We start from the raw sequence: 13,315 nt of genomic DNA, 5'->3' as shown, positions 1-13,315 counted from the left end.
GTGCACAAAAGTCATAAGGCCCCCGGACAAGTCATATGATGTGGTAAACAAGATACGGGGGAATCAGGGATGAGAAATAGCGCAGATGAAATCCGGCGGAGATATGCAGACAAGGTTGCCCGGGACGAACAGGAACCGTTCAAGACCAGCCTTTACACGGGGCCGTCCACTCCGGTACAGAAGAAAAAGAACGGTCCCCGGTTTAATGGTTCATTTTTTTTGTTTCAGCTCATGGCATCAGTGTGCTTGTTTTTGGGGGCGGGTATTTTGTTTAAAAACGATGGTCTGCAGGCAGTGAAAGGTCAGGAGATCATTAAGAAAATGTACCATAGTGAATTCCAGTTTGCTGCTGCCCAAAAGTGGTATGAAAATCAGTTTGGTAAACCTCTCGCTTTGCTGCCGGACAAACAGGCTGCGCAAAAAGAGCTTGCTGGCACCGGGAAAACGGGCGATTATGCGGTTCCTGCTTCCGGAAAAGTCTATCAATCCTTTGAAGCCAATGGAAAAGGAATTATGGTAGAAACGGGAAAATCTACAAGCGTGGACACAGTAAAAGAAGGATATGTCACATTTATCGGTAAAAAAGACAAACTTGGGAAGACGGTTATCATTCAGCATAGCAATGGCGAAGAATCCTGGTATGGGCATCTTGACAGTATTGATGCGAATGTTAAGCTTTATAGCTACATGGAACGGGAAAAACCGCTCGGAAAGGTGTCGCCCAGTGAAGACGGAAAAACAGGAAAGTTTTATTTTGCCATAAAAAAAGGAAACACCTTTGTTGATCCGAGCAAGGTGGGCATTCATTTTGAATAATGCATTTCTTCAGTTTTTGGCCAAAATACGGATCAATCCGCTCTTCTGGCTGACCATTGGGCTTTCCATTATAACTGGTCATTTCAGGGAAATCCTATTGCTGTTTTTCGCGGTATTTATTCATGAGATGGGTCATTATGCGGCGGCCCATCTTTTTCAATGGCGTGTAAAGAAAATTGAATTATTCCCTTTTGGCGGTGTGGCAGAAGTGGAAGAGCATGGAAACCGCAGGTTCTCCGAGGAGATTATTGTGACCATTGTTGGGCCTATCCAGCACCTGTGGATGATGGCTGCGGCTTATCTTGCTTTTCATCTCGGATGGTGGGACGCAGCAAGCTATGACTGGTTTATGAAGATGAACCTTACACTTTTGGTGTTTAATTTGCTGCCGGTTTGGCCGCTTGATGGCGGAAAGCTCCTTTTTATTGCAGCCACCAGCATTTTTCCTTTTAAAAAAGCGCATACTGTATTTTTACTATGCTCCTTTTCCATGCTTCTTATCTTATTCCTCTCATTTCTTCCAAGGGATCCTTTTCATCTCAATTTGTGGGTTGTAGCCATTTTTCTGGGAGTTTCCCACTATATCGAATGGAAGCGGAGACCCTATGTTTTTCTTCGATTCTTGATGACACGATCAGGGGGAAAGAGGGGGAACGCGTTGACCACGCCCATTCATGTTTCGCCCGATGCTGAACTATATGATGTCATCAGTCTGTTTCGAAAAGGAGTCAGCCATTTTATCGTTATTCAAACAAAGGAAAAGAATAGAGTGGTCGAAGAAAAGCTTGTGTTGAACACCTTTTTTTCCTCCAATCAGGTAAGGTGTGCAATCGGGCATCTTTTTCGTTAAAATGAAAAGCATCAGTGATGTTAGTGAGGGTAAATGTATATGAAGAAAATTATCATAAATGCCGTCACCCAGATAAAGCGGATAGCGGTCATAGAAAATGGGGAAGTTGCAGAATTGCACATGGAAGCAGCTTCTGGCCTGCCTGTTCCCGGCAGTATTTACAAAGGCAGAGTTAAGCGCGTTCTGCCTGGCATGCAGGCAGCCTTTGTGGATATCGGCTCAACTAAAAACGGATTCATTCATCGTGATGATCTTTTATCTTATCAGCAGTCCAGGCTGTCTATTGAGGAAAAGAAAGGGATGTCTATCAGCTCTTTTGTCCAGGAAGGGGAGGAACTGATCGTACAAATCGTGAAAGAAGAAACGGATTCCAAGGGAGCTAGGCTGACCGGAATGCTTTCCATTCCAGGATCGCGCCTGGTTTTCTTGCCGAACGCCTCACACATTGGCGTTTCGAAAAAAATGAGCCGCAATGAAAAGGAAAAGTGGCGGCTGTATGGCCAGTCCCTGGTCAGGGGAGAAGACGGCCTCATTTTCCGTACATCATGCGCAGGCCAGCCGGAAGAAGAAATTGAAGCCGAGTTCAGGGGCCTTATTGAACGTCATCGGCACGTTGAAAATTTGGCTGAACAAAAAGAAGCACCGGCTCTCCTGCATGATGAAGCCGATTACCTGAATAAACTGATCCGTGATTACGGGTATGATAAAAGGCTGGAGATTGTGATCGACGAGGGTGCAGAGTTCAGGAGACTGCTTATGCTGGCCAAGCCATTTCCGTCTCTGCAAAGGAAAATCATTTTGTACAGCGGCAAAGAAAACATCTTTTCTTACTACGGTGCAGAAACCGCTTGGGAAAAGGCCGTACGGCCGCATATCTGGCTGAAAAATGGAGGTTCGTTACGGATCGATCACACCGAAGCGATGGCAGTGATTGACGTTAACACCGATAAGTTCACCGGAAAGGAGAGCAGAAGGGATACCGTCCTGCAAACCAACCTTCAAGCGTCAGAAGAAATTGCCAAGCAATTAAGACTGCGCAATATTTCAGGTATGATTGTGATTGACTTTATAACAATGGACGAACAGGAAGACCAAAAACAGGTGGAAGAAGCGCTGAAAAGGGCACTGCAGGCTGACAGGGTAACCACGGTGATTCACGGCTTTACCAGGATGGGTGTATTTGAGATGACCCGAAAAAAAGAAAGACAATCCCTTCACCATGCGTTAACGGAACCCTGCGGTGTCTGTCGGGAATCCGGGAGAGTGCTTTCAGCCCAAACGGTCGCCAATCAGGCCGAGATTGCGTTAAGAGAATACAGATATATGGATGCGGAAGCCATATGGATTGAAGCGACGGCTGAAGTTTTATATCATTTAAAGGGGCTTAATAATGAAAATCTGCAACAGCTTGAAAGTAAGCTTTCCTTTGCGATTTTCTTAACAGAGTTCCGTGAAAAACAAGCCGTGCCGACGTTTACAATTCGCCATATCGGTTCGGTAGAAGATATACAGCAAAGAATGAAAAGATAAATTGACACAGGGGTATGGCACATGGTATGATTCTTCTGTTAGTTTATTGGAGCACCCGCTCCAACCGCTCAGGAACAGGTTTTCAAGCTTTACATAAAGCACCTGTGATGGCGAGTCTGAGTTTATAAGGAGGTGCACGTGATGTACGCAATTATTCAAACTGGTGGTAAACAAGTAAGAGTTGAAGAAGGTCAAGCGATCTATGTTGAAAAGCTTGATGTGGAAGCTGGCGATACTGTAACATTTGAGGATGTTCTTATGGTTGGTGGAGACAGCCTGAAAGTAGGAGCTCCATTGCTTGATGGAGTAACTGTAACAGGAAAAGTTGAAAAACATGGCCGCGGACAAAAAGTGATCGTTTACAAGTTCAAAGCGAAAAAGAACTACCGTCGTAAACAAGGTCACCGTCAGCCTTACACTAAAGTAGTTATCGACAAAATCAACGGTTAATTCCCATGATTAAGGTAACCATTTACCGGGATGAACGGAAAAGTATTACATCGTTTTCCATGAGTGGACATGCCGATTCAGGGCCGTACGGACAGGATCTTGTTTGTGCAGGCGCATCTGCGGTCTCATTTGGGGCAATTAATGCAGTGGAAGTTCTATGCTCTGTTACACCTGATGTGGAAACACGTGAGGATGGGGGCTATTTAATTTTCCGCACACCGGATCATCTTGAGCACCATATCCATGAAAAAGTGCAGCTTCTTCTGGAAGGTATGGTTGTTTCTTTACAAACAATCGAAAACGACTATGGTCGATTTATTTCTTTGCAGGAAAAGCCGGCATAATGCAGGCTTACTGTAAAACACCGAATGAGGAGGTGGGACGAATGCTAAAATTAAACCTTCAATACTTTGCTTCCAAAAAGGGAGTAGGTAGCACAAAGAACGGTCGTGATTCCATCTCAAAGCGCCTTGGTGCTAAGAGAGCGGATGGCCAAATGGTAACAGGAGGATCTATTCTTTACCGTCAACGCGGTACGAAAATCTATCCTGGTACAAACGTAGGCCGCGGTGGGGATGACACTCTTTTTGCGAAAGTGGACGGAGTTGTTCGTTTTGAGCGTCTTGGACGTGACCGCAAACAAGTAAGTGTATACCCAGTCGCAAACGAAGCGTAAGAAGATAGCTCTAACCGGGTTGGTTAGAGCTTTTTCTTTTGTTTACAAGGTTGTGCAACGGAAAAATTTAGGTTAAACTGCCAGTGAAGCAGGGAAAGACACGTTAACAGGAGTGCAATGTATGAGTAGAGATTGGTCAACTTTAGACGTATTAAGGCATGCCCGGCATGACTGGCTCAATCAGCTCCAGCTTATTAAAGCGAACTTGTCGCTCGGCAGGACTGAACGGGCAAGTGAAATTATTGAAGAGATCATTCTTTCTTCTAGACATGAATCAAGCCTGATGAATTTAAAGGTTCCTGAATTAGCCGAATACCTGATCACGTTCAACTGGCTTAAACACCCCATTATTCTGGAAACCAGGGTAACAGGTGAGGCGAGGAATCTGTCCTATGCAGAGAGTGAGCTTCTTGAGGCCTGCCGTTTCCTCTTTGAAACGATAAGCCAAGCGGTCAGTCCGCTTGCTGAGAACCGGCTGGTCTTTACGATTTCCATCCAAGAAGACTTTTCCTCATTTATGTACAAGCTGACAGGGAGCATACATAACGAAGAAGTGATTCAAGAAGGTTTCCAACATTTTCAGGAAACACATAAATTATTCGACGTTATCGAAAGCTATATTCATTCAGATGAAGTATTTCTTGTATTACAGTTAGAAAACGCAAAGAACTAGTAAAAGGAGGCGAGCAAACATGTTCGTGGATCAGGTCAAGGTCTATGTAAAGGCTGGAGACGGCGGAAACGGGATGGTTGCATTTCGCCGTGAAAAATACGTACCCAATGGCGGCCCAGCCGGAGGGGACGGCGGAAAAGGCGCAAATGTGATTTTTGAAGTCGAAGAAGGGCTGCGCACCCTCATGGACTTTCGATTCAATAAGCATTTTAAAGCAACACGAGGCGAGCACGGCATGTCTAAAGGCATGCATGGAAAGAACTCAGAAGACATGATTGTTAAAGTTCCACCGGGAACCGTTGTAACGGATGCAGAGACAGGGCAGGTTCTTGCTGATCTCGTCCAGCATGGACAGCGTGCGGTTATTGCAAAGGGTGGACGTGGCGGAAGAGGAAATACCCGTTTTGCGACGCCCGCAAACCCGGCACCCGAACTTGCTGAAAACGGGGAACCGGGTGAGGAAAGAGAAGTTATCTTGGAATTAAAGGTCCTGGCCGACGTTGGCCTGGTTGGATTTCCCAGTGTTGGTAAATCAACTTTATTGTCGGTTGTTTCTGCAGCCAAGCCAAAGATTGCCGAGTATCACTTTACTACGATTACGCCAAACCTTGGCGTGGTAGCCGTGGATGATGGCCGAAGTTTTGTGATGGCTGACCTTCCGGGATTAATTGAAGGTGCTCATGAAGGTGTGGGGCTCGGACATCAGTTCCTGCGTCATATCGAGAGAACAAGGGTTATTTTGCATGTCATTGATATGTCGGGCATGGAAGGCAGAGATCCGTATGAGGACTTTGTCAAAATTAATGATGAACTGAAACAATACAATTTACGGCTTACCGAACGTCCGCAGATTGTTGTGGCCAATAAAATGGATATACCCGGAGCAGAAGAAAACCTTAAAGCATTTAAAGAAAAACTTCAGGAAGACCTTCCGGTTTATCCAATTTCTGCGGTTACACGCCAGGGATTGCGTGATGTGCTATATACAACAGCCGATCTTCTGGAAACAACACCGGAATTCCCAATGATTCACGAAGAAAAAGAAGAAAGCCGTATCCTTTACAAGCACGAAAAAGAAGAAGCCGGCTTTTATATTACCCGGGATTCCGCAGGTACATTTATTATTAATGGGCCGAAGATTGAACGTTTGTTCAAGATGACAGACTTTACACGTGATGAGACGGTTAAACGATTTGCCCGTCAAATGCGTTCAATGGGTGTGGACGAGGCATTGCGTGAAAAAGGTGCTCAGCATGGGGATACAATCCGGATCCTTAAATATGAATTTGAATTTATTGAATAGACTGCTGTCCCGGCAGTCTGTTTTTTTGTCTTTATGACATAGACATTTGGCAGTACCTTTGGATATACTGAGTGAAAGACCTGTTTTGGAGGTTATCGTACATATGAAGGAAAGGCAATATTACATGGTAAGGGAAGACGTTCTCTCAGAGTCCATGCAAAAAACTCTTGAAGCCAAGTCTCTTTTGGACCGTGGAAAAGTAAAAACGGTGGCAGAGGCAGCAGAAAAAGTAGGTTTAAGCCGAAGTGCATTTTATAAGTACAGGGACGGGATATTTCCGTTTCATACGATGATTAAGGAAAAGATTATAACTCTTTCATTAAATCTCGAAGACCGGTCAGGCGCGCTTTCAAGCCTGTTGACTATTGTTGCATCGGTCGGCTGTAACGTTCTGACTATCAATCAGACCATTCCTCTTCAAGGAAGAGCCAATGTGACCTTAACGATTGAAACAAATGGGCTGCGCGGTGAGATCAACGAGCTGCTTGCCACGCTAAATCGGATGGAAGCAGTAGAAAGTGTGGAAGTGATTGGAACAGGTGCATAAAAAAGGAGAGTTGTTTAACAAACAGCTCTCTTTTTTTGGTTAAGATAAAAGATATCCTTTTTGTTGCAGTTCCCGGCATGCGTTTTCGATCTGATCCTTCGACCGGGCTTCTAATGTATGAAGATGAATGCCTTCTGTCAGTGTGCTGAGCAATGCCGCATTGGTAGTCTCCAGTTTTTGCAAGAACTCCTCAACTTCTTTTCTTGTGCTAAGGAGTAAGGAGGCAGTCAGATCTCCATAAATCGGGTGTTCTACAATGACGTTTTTAACGGTTACGCCATGATCCACAATTGTGAATAACTCATCCATCGTGTCTTCCGGTGAATGATTGGAGACAATCAAATGAGTATGAGGAGCCTGTTTTTCCTCCGCCTTCAAATACATATAGCCTTGTGAGGTAGCAATGATCGGTTCGTTCATGGCTTTTAGCAAGGATATGTCTCCGACGATCACTTGACGGCTGACATTTGTTTTTCCCGCCAGATCACTGCCTTTGATCGGATGGCTGCTCTCCATGAGCCACTGCCTGATTAAATTTCTTCTTTCATCCCCCGGCATTTTGGGTGCCACTGTCACGTTCTTCAACTCCCTGTTTGTACATAGAATCGTTCTGCAAGCTCTTGAAGGGCTTTGGCGAGAGTCGTTATCTCTTCGCGGGTGGTTTCCCTTCCTAATGTAATTCTCACGAGTTCATGTGCTTGATCGGCTGTGCGGCCGATCGCCATAAGTGCTTTGGACGGTCCCTGCTGTCCGGCTTTACAGGCTGAACCGGTGGAAACAGCAATTTTTCTGCGATTCAATTCCAGCATGGCGTACTGCCCTTCCATTCCTTTCAACCGGATCGGAAGAAAATGAGGCAGTGTGCTCGCCGTCCTTTCCACAACCATATGGTCTAAGCCGCTGGTTAGCGAAAGAAATTGTGATATCAAATCATCTACATGTGTATTCCATTCTATCATATGGTTCCATTGATTGCTTGCAGCCGCAAGAAAAGAGACAACTCCCGGCGTATTGACTGTGCCTTGCCGAAAGCCCCGTTCGTGGGTTACGCCGGTTAACAGCGGTTTGATAGACAGTTTTGGGGATACATACACCACTCCCATTCCTTTCGGGCCATGTATCTTATGAGATGAAACCGTAAGCGCATCAAGGCTCATTTCCTCTGCTTGGACCGGCAGTTTACCAAAGGTTTGTACACAATCGCTATGAAACATGACTCCATGTTCATTCAATAGGTTTCCTAACTTTTTTAAATTTTGAGTGATACCAATCTCGCTGTTTCCATGGGCGATGGTCGCTAATATTGTATTGTGTTTTATGGATTGGCGAAGGGCTTCTTCGGTGATCTGGCCACGTGAATCAACGGGTACTACGGTCACCTCAAAACCTTCATCCTCAAGGAAAGATAGGGTATTGGTGACGGAGCTGTGCTCCAAGGGGGAGGTCAGGATATGGTTTCCTTTTTCCTGGTTGCCCCGGGCCAGACTGGTCAGAGCCAAAAAGTTTCCATCAGAGCCCCCGCCCGTAAAATAGATGCCGTCCTTTTGGCAGGAGAGCATCCGTGCGAGCTCAACACGGGCAAGATCGACCAAATCGGAAGCGTCCGTGCCCGGGTCATGAAGACTTGAAGTATTTGCATAATACGTACCAGCTGTTTCCGCATAAGCATGTATCGCTTCAGGTGACATGGGTGTTGTTGCTGCATAGTCCAAATAAATCATATATTATCCCGCCTCTAAAAAAACTCTTGATATCAGTTTAATTGTATGTAAATATAAGTGTCAAGACACCTGTAAAGAAAATAAACGGGGGCTTATAACATGAATGTACAATTTACAGACGTTCTGATCATTGGAATCGGGATTGCAGGTTTAATGGCAGCGGAATGTTTGCGTTCGCACCAGAATGTGACAATTATCACAAAGTCTTCTTTTCAAAATAGTAATTCCTATCGTGCCCAAGGCGGCATAGCAGCAGCCACACAACAAGACGACCATTGGGCGGAACACTTTCTCGATACGATAAAAGCAGGACGCTTTCACAACGAGGAAGCGCTGACTGAAATACTGGTAAAGGAAGGGCCTGAACTTATTTCCCTGCTTGAGAAATGGAACGTTCCGTTTGACAAGAATCCGGACGGAAAAGTATCCCTGGGCAGAGAAGGAGGGCACAGAAAATCAAGAATCCTCCATGCGGGTGGCGACAGAACCGGTTCAAAAATGATTAATGCGCTGTTTAATCGGGTTGCTGGTCATGTGACAATCAAAGAGCATGAAATGGTTGGAGATTTGATTGTTGAAGATGGCCGTTGCAGAGGAGCCTGGACCAAGCTTGAAAACGGAGAAGTAGCGGTGTATAGAGCAGGTGCGGTCATTCTTGCTTCCGGAGGCGCAGCCGGCCTGTACAGCGTTCATTCCAATGACGAAAGCATAACGGGCGACAGCATAGCCCTTGCTTATCGTGCAGGAGCCCTGTTATCCGATTTGGAATTTCTGCAGTTTCACCCAACCATGCTCTATACTCAGGGTAAATCGTTCGGACTCGTATCCGAAGCTGTCAGAGGAGAAGGAGGAGTCCTGCTCACGGATCAGGGAGACCGGGTGATGAAAGGCATTCATGAACTTGAGGATCTTGCACCACGTGACATTGTGGCCCGAACGATCCATCAATCGATAAACCAGGGAAGGAAGGTTTTTCTTGATGTTTCGAACGTGAAAAATTTCACAAACAGGTTTCCAACCATCACCAAGCAATGTAATCTTGCCAGAATCTCCTTGAAGGACGGATGGATTCCTGTAGCGCCAGGTGCCCATTTCACAATGGGCGGAGCCGTAACCGATGAATGGGGACGAACGACAGTCCCTGGCCTGTATGCTGTTGGAGAAGCATCCCGCACAGGCGTTCATGGTGCCAACAGGCTGGCAAGCAATTCCTTGCTTGAAGGCGTTGTGTTTTCCAAGCGGACGGCACTAAACATTCTTGAAGAACCTTGCGCAGCTCCTGTCTCAGCTCCCAACAGCTTGGATTCCATGCAAACAAAATCTGCAGGATGGCTGCCCGATAAAGAAGAAATAAAAGAAAAGATGACCAAGTACGCCGGTATTGTAAGGACTCCTGACGGTTTAAGCGAGGCAATAGCCTGGTTCGAGGAATATGAAAAATGTACCCCGGACTTTGGATGTACCATCCATGAGATGGAAGTGCTGAACATGCTGCAAACCGCAAAGCTGATCGTCACATCGGCTTTTATGCGGAAAGAAAGCCGGGGAGGACATTACCGTACAGACTTCCCCGTCAGTAATGACCGGGAATGGCTCAAAAAACAAATATACAGAAGGAAGGATTATCATGAACAAGCTGAAGCTAAAAAAACAGCTGCAGGAATTTTTGCTTGAGGATCTTGGAGAAGGGGATGTAACGAGTGGGCTTTTGTTCCCTGAAGCAGAAATGACCGAAGCCAGGCTGGTTTCAAAAAAGCCAGGTGTGTTTTCAGGAATGGATGTTGTAATTGAAGGTTATCGCTTGTTAAGTGAAAACTGTACTGTACTCCCAAAAGTCAAGGACGGAGATGTGATATCAGCAGGTCAAGTTTTGGCGGAAGTAAAGGGGCCGGCCGCAGCAGTATACAGTGGAGAGCGTGTTATTCTGAACCTCGTGCAGCGGATGTCAGGAATATCCACGTTAACCCACCATGCAGTAACCGCTTTGAACAGTTCGACCACTAAAATTTGTGATACACGCAAAACCACGCCAGGTTTAAGGATGTTTGAGAAATACGCTGTACAGTGCGGGGGCGGATACAACCACAGGTTTGGGCTGTATGATGGTGTAATGATCAAAGATAATCATATCGAACGTGCAGGAGGAATTACTGAAGCAGTAAAAAAAGTTAAGAAACACCTCGGCCATATGGTGAAGATTGAAGTGGAGACAGAGACACTTGAACAGATCAAAGAAGCGGTAAGCGCAAAAGCGGATGTCATTATGTTCGATAACCGTACACCAGATGAAATTAAGCGCTGGAAGGCCTTTATTCCGGGACATATCATTACAGAAGCTTCAGGAGGAATTTCACTGGAGGACCTCAACTCCTTTGGAAAAACAGGAGTCGATTTTATTTCTCTCGGGATGCTGACACATTCTGCAACATCTCTTGATATTAGTTTAAACATTACAGGAGGGGTTAAGGATGAGCTTACTGAAAGCCTTCAAGCAGAAATCCAGCATTCCTGATCAATATTTTTCAATGACTGATGAGGAAATGGCTGGAAGGGTACGTGCAGTAAAAAAACAACTGGGCAATAAACTGTTCATTCCTGGACACCATTATCAAAAAGATGAGGTCATACAGTTCGCCGATACAACCGGAGATTCGCTTCAGCTCGCCCAGCAGTCCGCTCTGAACCGTGAAGCGGAATACATTGTATTTTGCGGGGTTCATTTTATGGCAGAAACAGCTGATATGCTGACAGAATCCCATCAAAGGGTGATCTTGCCCGACATGAGAGCCGGCTGTTCCATGGCGGACATGGCTGATATTCATCAGACGAAAACCGCGTGGGACCGCCTGCAGCATGTATTCGGAAATACTATTTTACCGCTTACCTATGTGAATTCCACTGCCGCCATCAAGGCGTTTTGCGGAAAGAATGGAGGCGCTACAGTCACCTCATCCAATGCGGAGAAAATGCTGGAATGGGCGTTTACGCAAAAGGAGCGCATCCTCTTTTTGCCTGACCAGCATTTGGGAAGAAACACAGCCTATACACTGGGTATCCCGTTAAGCCGGATGGCGGTTTGGGATCCGCAGATGCAGCAGTTGGAATACGAGGGAGAATTGGATGATGTAAAGGTGATTTTGTGGAAAGGCCACTGCTCGGTACACGAAAAGTTTACGGTCGAAAATATTCAATTACTAAGGCAGACCAATCCAGAGATGAACATCATCGTTCACCCGGAATGCACCCATGAAGTGGTTCAGCTGTCGGACATGGCCGGCTCTACTCACTACATTATTCAGGCTATTCAAAAAGCACCTCCGGGTAGTTCATGGGCCATTGGAACAGAAATGAATCTTGTAAACCGTCTGAAAAACGATCATCCTGACAAAACAATCATTTCATTGAATCCAAACATGTGCCCGTGTCTGACCATGAACCGCATTGATCTCCCCCATCTGACCTATTCGCTTGAGCGGATTGTACAGGAAGAGCCCGGGAACATCATCACTGTGGATAATGAAACAACTGAATATGCCGTAAAAGCACTCCAGCGAATGCTGGTAAGAGCTTAACGCCAACCCCCTCCTGTCAAAGTCATACAGCTGATTTTCAGGGCATAAATTGGTAAAGGACCGACTACTGAAATAGGTAGTAGCACAATGCCCAGATTTTCATATACTGTAAAGAAATTTTGGCAGGAGGGAGTTTTGTTTACGTGAGAATTCATATCGTTCAAAAAGGTGATACTCTCGAAAAAATCGCCGATAAGTATAACATTCCATTAGAAGAGCTACGACGGATAAACGCCGGCACATCATATGGCGGAGTACTTGAAAGGGGATCAAAAGTTAAAATACCTTCTCCCGAAATACCGGCAGGCCGGGGAGAAAAAATGAAAATGCCGCTCAAGCTGCCGTCCAAAAAAGAGCAGCCAATGAAAGAGATGCCCAAAAAGGAAATGCCGGTCGCACCGGTCCAGGAAATCCCGGTTCCTGCTCCGCCACCGCCGCCGCCTAAACCAGCACCCATTCCCGCTCCTCCAAAAGCCGCTCCAATTATCCCGAAAGCAGAACCCAAATTCGTTCCCAAGGCTGAACCAAAATTCGTCCCCAAGACTGAACCAAAAATGGCTCTGAAAGCTGAACCGAAAATGGCACCAAAGGCAGAGCTTAAAATGCCTATGAAGACAGAGCCGATTATGCAGTTGAAACAGGCACTCGCAAAAAAGGATATGCCTTTTAATCCATTGCTGCCAAAGAAATTGTACAAAGAATCTTCCATGAAATCGCCGAAACCGCTGGCGCCAATGAGTCATAAGGATTTTACCGCATACATGGAGTCTTCCTCTTCTTCGCATATGAAATGGGCCCACCATCAGCCGATTCACCATCAGCCACCAAAGATGGATTTTGCACCGCCTGTCTATGTGTCTCCGCCAGCAGGTCTTACCCATGGTAAGGACGGCTTTGGAATGGGAAAACAAATGCATCCTTTTCTGGCAGAAGAATCTTCTTCTGCAATGAACCACATGTATTCCGGAGTCCCTCCTATGTTTGAACAGCCGCAAGGATATACGGCGCCTGTATACGGGGGTGCAGGAGCGGGCATGCCTCCTTTTAGTGCAATGCCGGGGCAGGCGCAGGCGCAGCAGGTGTATCCGTCCTATCAAGGGGGAGGAACACTTTCCATGGGAAGTAGCCAAATGGGTTACAGCAGCATGCCACAGCACGGACAAATGGGTTCACAGCA

The 13,315-nt window shown here is 46.0% G+C and carries 15 protein-coding genes and 1 other annotated feature; of the genes, 13 read left to right on the top strand and 2 right to left on the bottom strand.

Going from position 1 to position 13,315, the window contains the following annotated elements; genetic code table 11:
• The first annotated feature begins 69 nt into the window (after positions 1 to 69).
• The 9 genes from BLT53_RS10725 (at position 70) to BLT53_RS10685 (ending at position 6,845) form a co-directional block, all read left to right on the top strand.
• Entirely contained in the window at positions 70 to 816 is a 747-nt protein-coding gene (locus tag BLT53_RS10725) for a M23 family metallopeptidase (protein WP_090234727.1), read from the top strand.
• Positions 809 to 1,666, top strand: coding sequence for a M50 family metallopeptidase (locus BLT53_RS10720; protein WP_090234724.1), 858 nt, complete (start codon positions 809 to 811; stop codon positions 1,664 to 1,666). Before BLT53_RS10725 ends, BLT53_RS10720 begins: the two co-directional genes overlap by 8 nt.
• 39 nt (positions 1,667 to 1,705) lie before the next feature.
• Positions 1,706 to 3,196 carry an Rne/Rng family ribonuclease gene (locus BLT53_RS10715; RefSeq protein ID WP_170834311.1) on the top strand — a complete coding sequence of 497 codons (1,491 nt, stop codon included), beginning with the start codon at positions 1,706 to 1,708 and terminating at the stop codon, positions 3,194 to 3,196.
• A 52-nt stretch (positions 3,197 to 3,248) separates the two neighbouring features.
• Positions 3,249 to 3,324: a sequence feature (ribosomal protein L21 leader region), on the top strand.
• A 13-nt stretch (positions 3,325 to 3,337) separates the two neighbouring features.
• On the top strand, positions 3,338 to 3,646 hold the full coding sequence (gene rplU, locus BLT53_RS10710) for a 50S ribosomal protein L21 (RefSeq protein ID WP_090234719.1): 309 nt from the start codon (positions 3,338 to 3,340) through the stop codon (positions 3,644 to 3,646).
• Positions 3,647 to 3,651: 5 nt separating this feature from the next.
• On the top strand, positions 3,652 to 3,990 hold the full coding sequence (locus BLT53_RS10705) for a ribosomal-processing cysteine protease Prp (RefSeq protein WP_090234718.1): 339 nt from the start codon (positions 3,652 to 3,654) through the stop codon (positions 3,988 to 3,990).
• A 41-nt stretch (positions 3,991 to 4,031) separates the two neighbouring features.
• Positions 4,032 to 4,322 carry a 50S ribosomal protein L27 gene (gene rpmA / locus BLT53_RS10700; RefSeq protein ID WP_090234715.1) on the top strand — a complete coding sequence of 97 codons (291 nt, stop codon included), beginning with the start codon at positions 4,032 to 4,034 and terminating at the stop codon, positions 4,320 to 4,322.
• Positions 4,323 to 4,443: 121 nt separating this feature from the next.
• A complete protein-coding gene (locus tag BLT53_RS10695) occupies positions 4,444 to 4,995 on the top strand; it encodes a Spo0B C-terminal domain-containing protein (RefSeq protein ID WP_090234713.1) in 552 nt (183 codons plus the stop codon).
• Between the two features lie 19 nt (positions 4,996 to 5,014).
• Complete coding sequence (gene obgE / locus BLT53_RS10690; RefSeq protein ID WP_090234712.1) at positions 5,015 to 6,298, top strand: GTPase ObgE; 1,284 nt, start codon at positions 5,015 to 5,017, stop codon at positions 6,296 to 6,298.
• A 103-nt stretch (positions 6,299 to 6,401) separates the two neighbouring features.
• On the top strand, positions 6,402 to 6,845 hold the full coding sequence (locus tag BLT53_RS10685) for an ACT domain-containing protein (RefSeq protein ID WP_061972620.1): 444 nt from the start codon (positions 6,402 to 6,404) through the stop codon (positions 6,843 to 6,845).
• 39 nt (positions 6,846 to 6,884) lie between these two features.
• Here BLT53_RS10685 and BLT53_RS10680 read toward each other — a convergent pair whose 3' ends face one another.
• A complete protein-coding gene (locus tag BLT53_RS10680) occupies positions 6,885 to 7,403 on the bottom strand; it encodes a transcription repressor NadR (protein ID WP_090236828.1) in 519 nt (172 codons plus the stop codon).
• 23 nt (positions 7,404 to 7,426) lie between these two features.
• A complete protein-coding gene (locus BLT53_RS10675) occupies positions 7,427 to 8,566 on the bottom strand; it encodes an IscS subfamily cysteine desulfurase (protein ID WP_090234710.1) in 1,140 nt (379 codons plus the stop codon).
• Positions 8,567 to 8,665: 99 nt separating this feature from the next.
• Between BLT53_RS10675 and nadB the strand changes: the two genes are divergently transcribed.
• The 4 genes from nadB to BLT53_RS25035 all read left to right on the top strand — a co-directional run.
• Complete coding sequence (gene nadB, locus BLT53_RS10670) at positions 8,666 to 10,240, top strand: L-aspartate oxidase (RefSeq protein ID WP_090234708.1); 1,575 nt, start codon at positions 8,666 to 8,668, stop codon at positions 10,238 to 10,240.
• The gene (nadC, locus tag BLT53_RS10665; protein ID WP_090234707.1) at positions 10,194 to 11,078 is read left to right on the top strand and encodes a carboxylating nicotinate-nucleotide diphosphorylase; all 885 of its coding nucleotides are present in this window, start codon (positions 10,194 to 10,196) and stop codon (positions 11,076 to 11,078) included. The genes nadB and nadC overlap by 47 nt, the downstream gene beginning before the upstream one ends.
• Positions 11,035 to 12,138 carry a quinolinate synthase NadA gene (gene nadA, locus BLT53_RS10660; protein WP_090234705.1) on the top strand — a complete coding sequence of 368 codons (1,104 nt, stop codon included), beginning with the start codon at positions 11,035 to 11,037 and terminating at the stop codon, positions 12,136 to 12,138. The genes nadC and nadA overlap by 44 nt, the downstream gene beginning before the upstream one ends.
• Positions 12,139 to 12,281: 143 nt before the next feature.
• Positions 12,282 to 13,315: LysM peptidoglycan-binding domain-containing protein (locus BLT53_RS25035; RefSeq protein ID WP_170834310.1), on the top strand; the 1,034-nt coding region annotated here is incomplete at its 3' end.

The organism is Fictibacillus solisalsi (assembly GCF_900103485.1).
GTDB lineage: Bacteria > Bacillota > Bacilli > Bacillales > Fictibacillaceae > Fictibacillus_C > Fictibacillus_C solisalsi.
The sequence above is the reverse complement of the archived record's forward strand: the minus strand, read 5'-3'. Positions and strand labels throughout refer to the sequence as shown.

Bases quoted from the DNA above. Each gene is read 5' to 3' on its own strand.
- rplU (WP_090234719.1), top strand. From the start codon at position 3,338: ATGTACGCAATTATTCAAACTGGTGGTAAACAAGTAAGAGTTGAAGAA.
- BLT53_RS10680 (WP_090236828.1), bottom strand. From the start codon at position 7,403: ATGCCGGGGGATGAAAGAAGAAATTTAATCAGGCAGTGGCTCATGGAG.
- BLT53_RS10695 (WP_090234713.1), top strand. From the start codon at position 4,444: ATGAGTAGAGATTGGTCAACTTTAGACGTATTAAGGCATGCCCGGCAT.
- obgE (WP_090234712.1), top strand. From the start codon at position 5,015: ATGTTCGTGGATCAGGTCAAGGTCTATGTAAAGGCTGGAGACGGCGGA.
- nadA (WP_090234705.1), top strand. From the start codon at position 11,035: ATGAGCTTACTGAAAGCCTTCAAGCAGAAATCCAGCATTCCTGATCAA.
- nadC (WP_090234707.1), top strand. From the start codon at position 10,194: ATGAACAAGCTGAAGCTAAAAAAACAGCTGCAGGAATTTTTGCTTGAG.
- rpmA (WP_090234715.1), top strand. From the start codon at position 4,032: ATGCTAAAATTAAACCTTCAATACTTTGCTTCCAAAAAGGGAGTAGGT.
- BLT53_RS10685 (WP_061972620.1), top strand. From the start codon at position 6,402: ATGAAGGAAAGGCAATATTACATGGTAAGGGAAGACGTTCTCTCAGAG.
- BLT53_RS10725 (WP_090234727.1), top strand. From the start codon at position 70: ATGAGAAATAGCGCAGATGAAATCCGGCGGAGATATGCAGACAAGGTT.
- BLT53_RS10675 (WP_090234710.1), bottom strand. From the start codon at position 8,566: ATGATTTATTTGGACTATGCAGCAACAACACCCATGTCACCTGAAGCG.
- BLT53_RS10715 (WP_170834311.1), top strand. From the start codon at position 1,706: ATGAAGAAAATTATCATAAATGCCGTCACCCAGATAAAGCGGATAGCG.
- BLT53_RS10705 (WP_090234718.1), top strand. From the start codon at position 3,652: ATGATTAAGGTAACCATTTACCGGGATGAACGGAAAAGTATTACATCG.
- nadB (WP_090234708.1), top strand. From the start codon at position 8,666: ATGAATGTACAATTTACAGACGTTCTGATCATTGGAATCGGGATTGCA.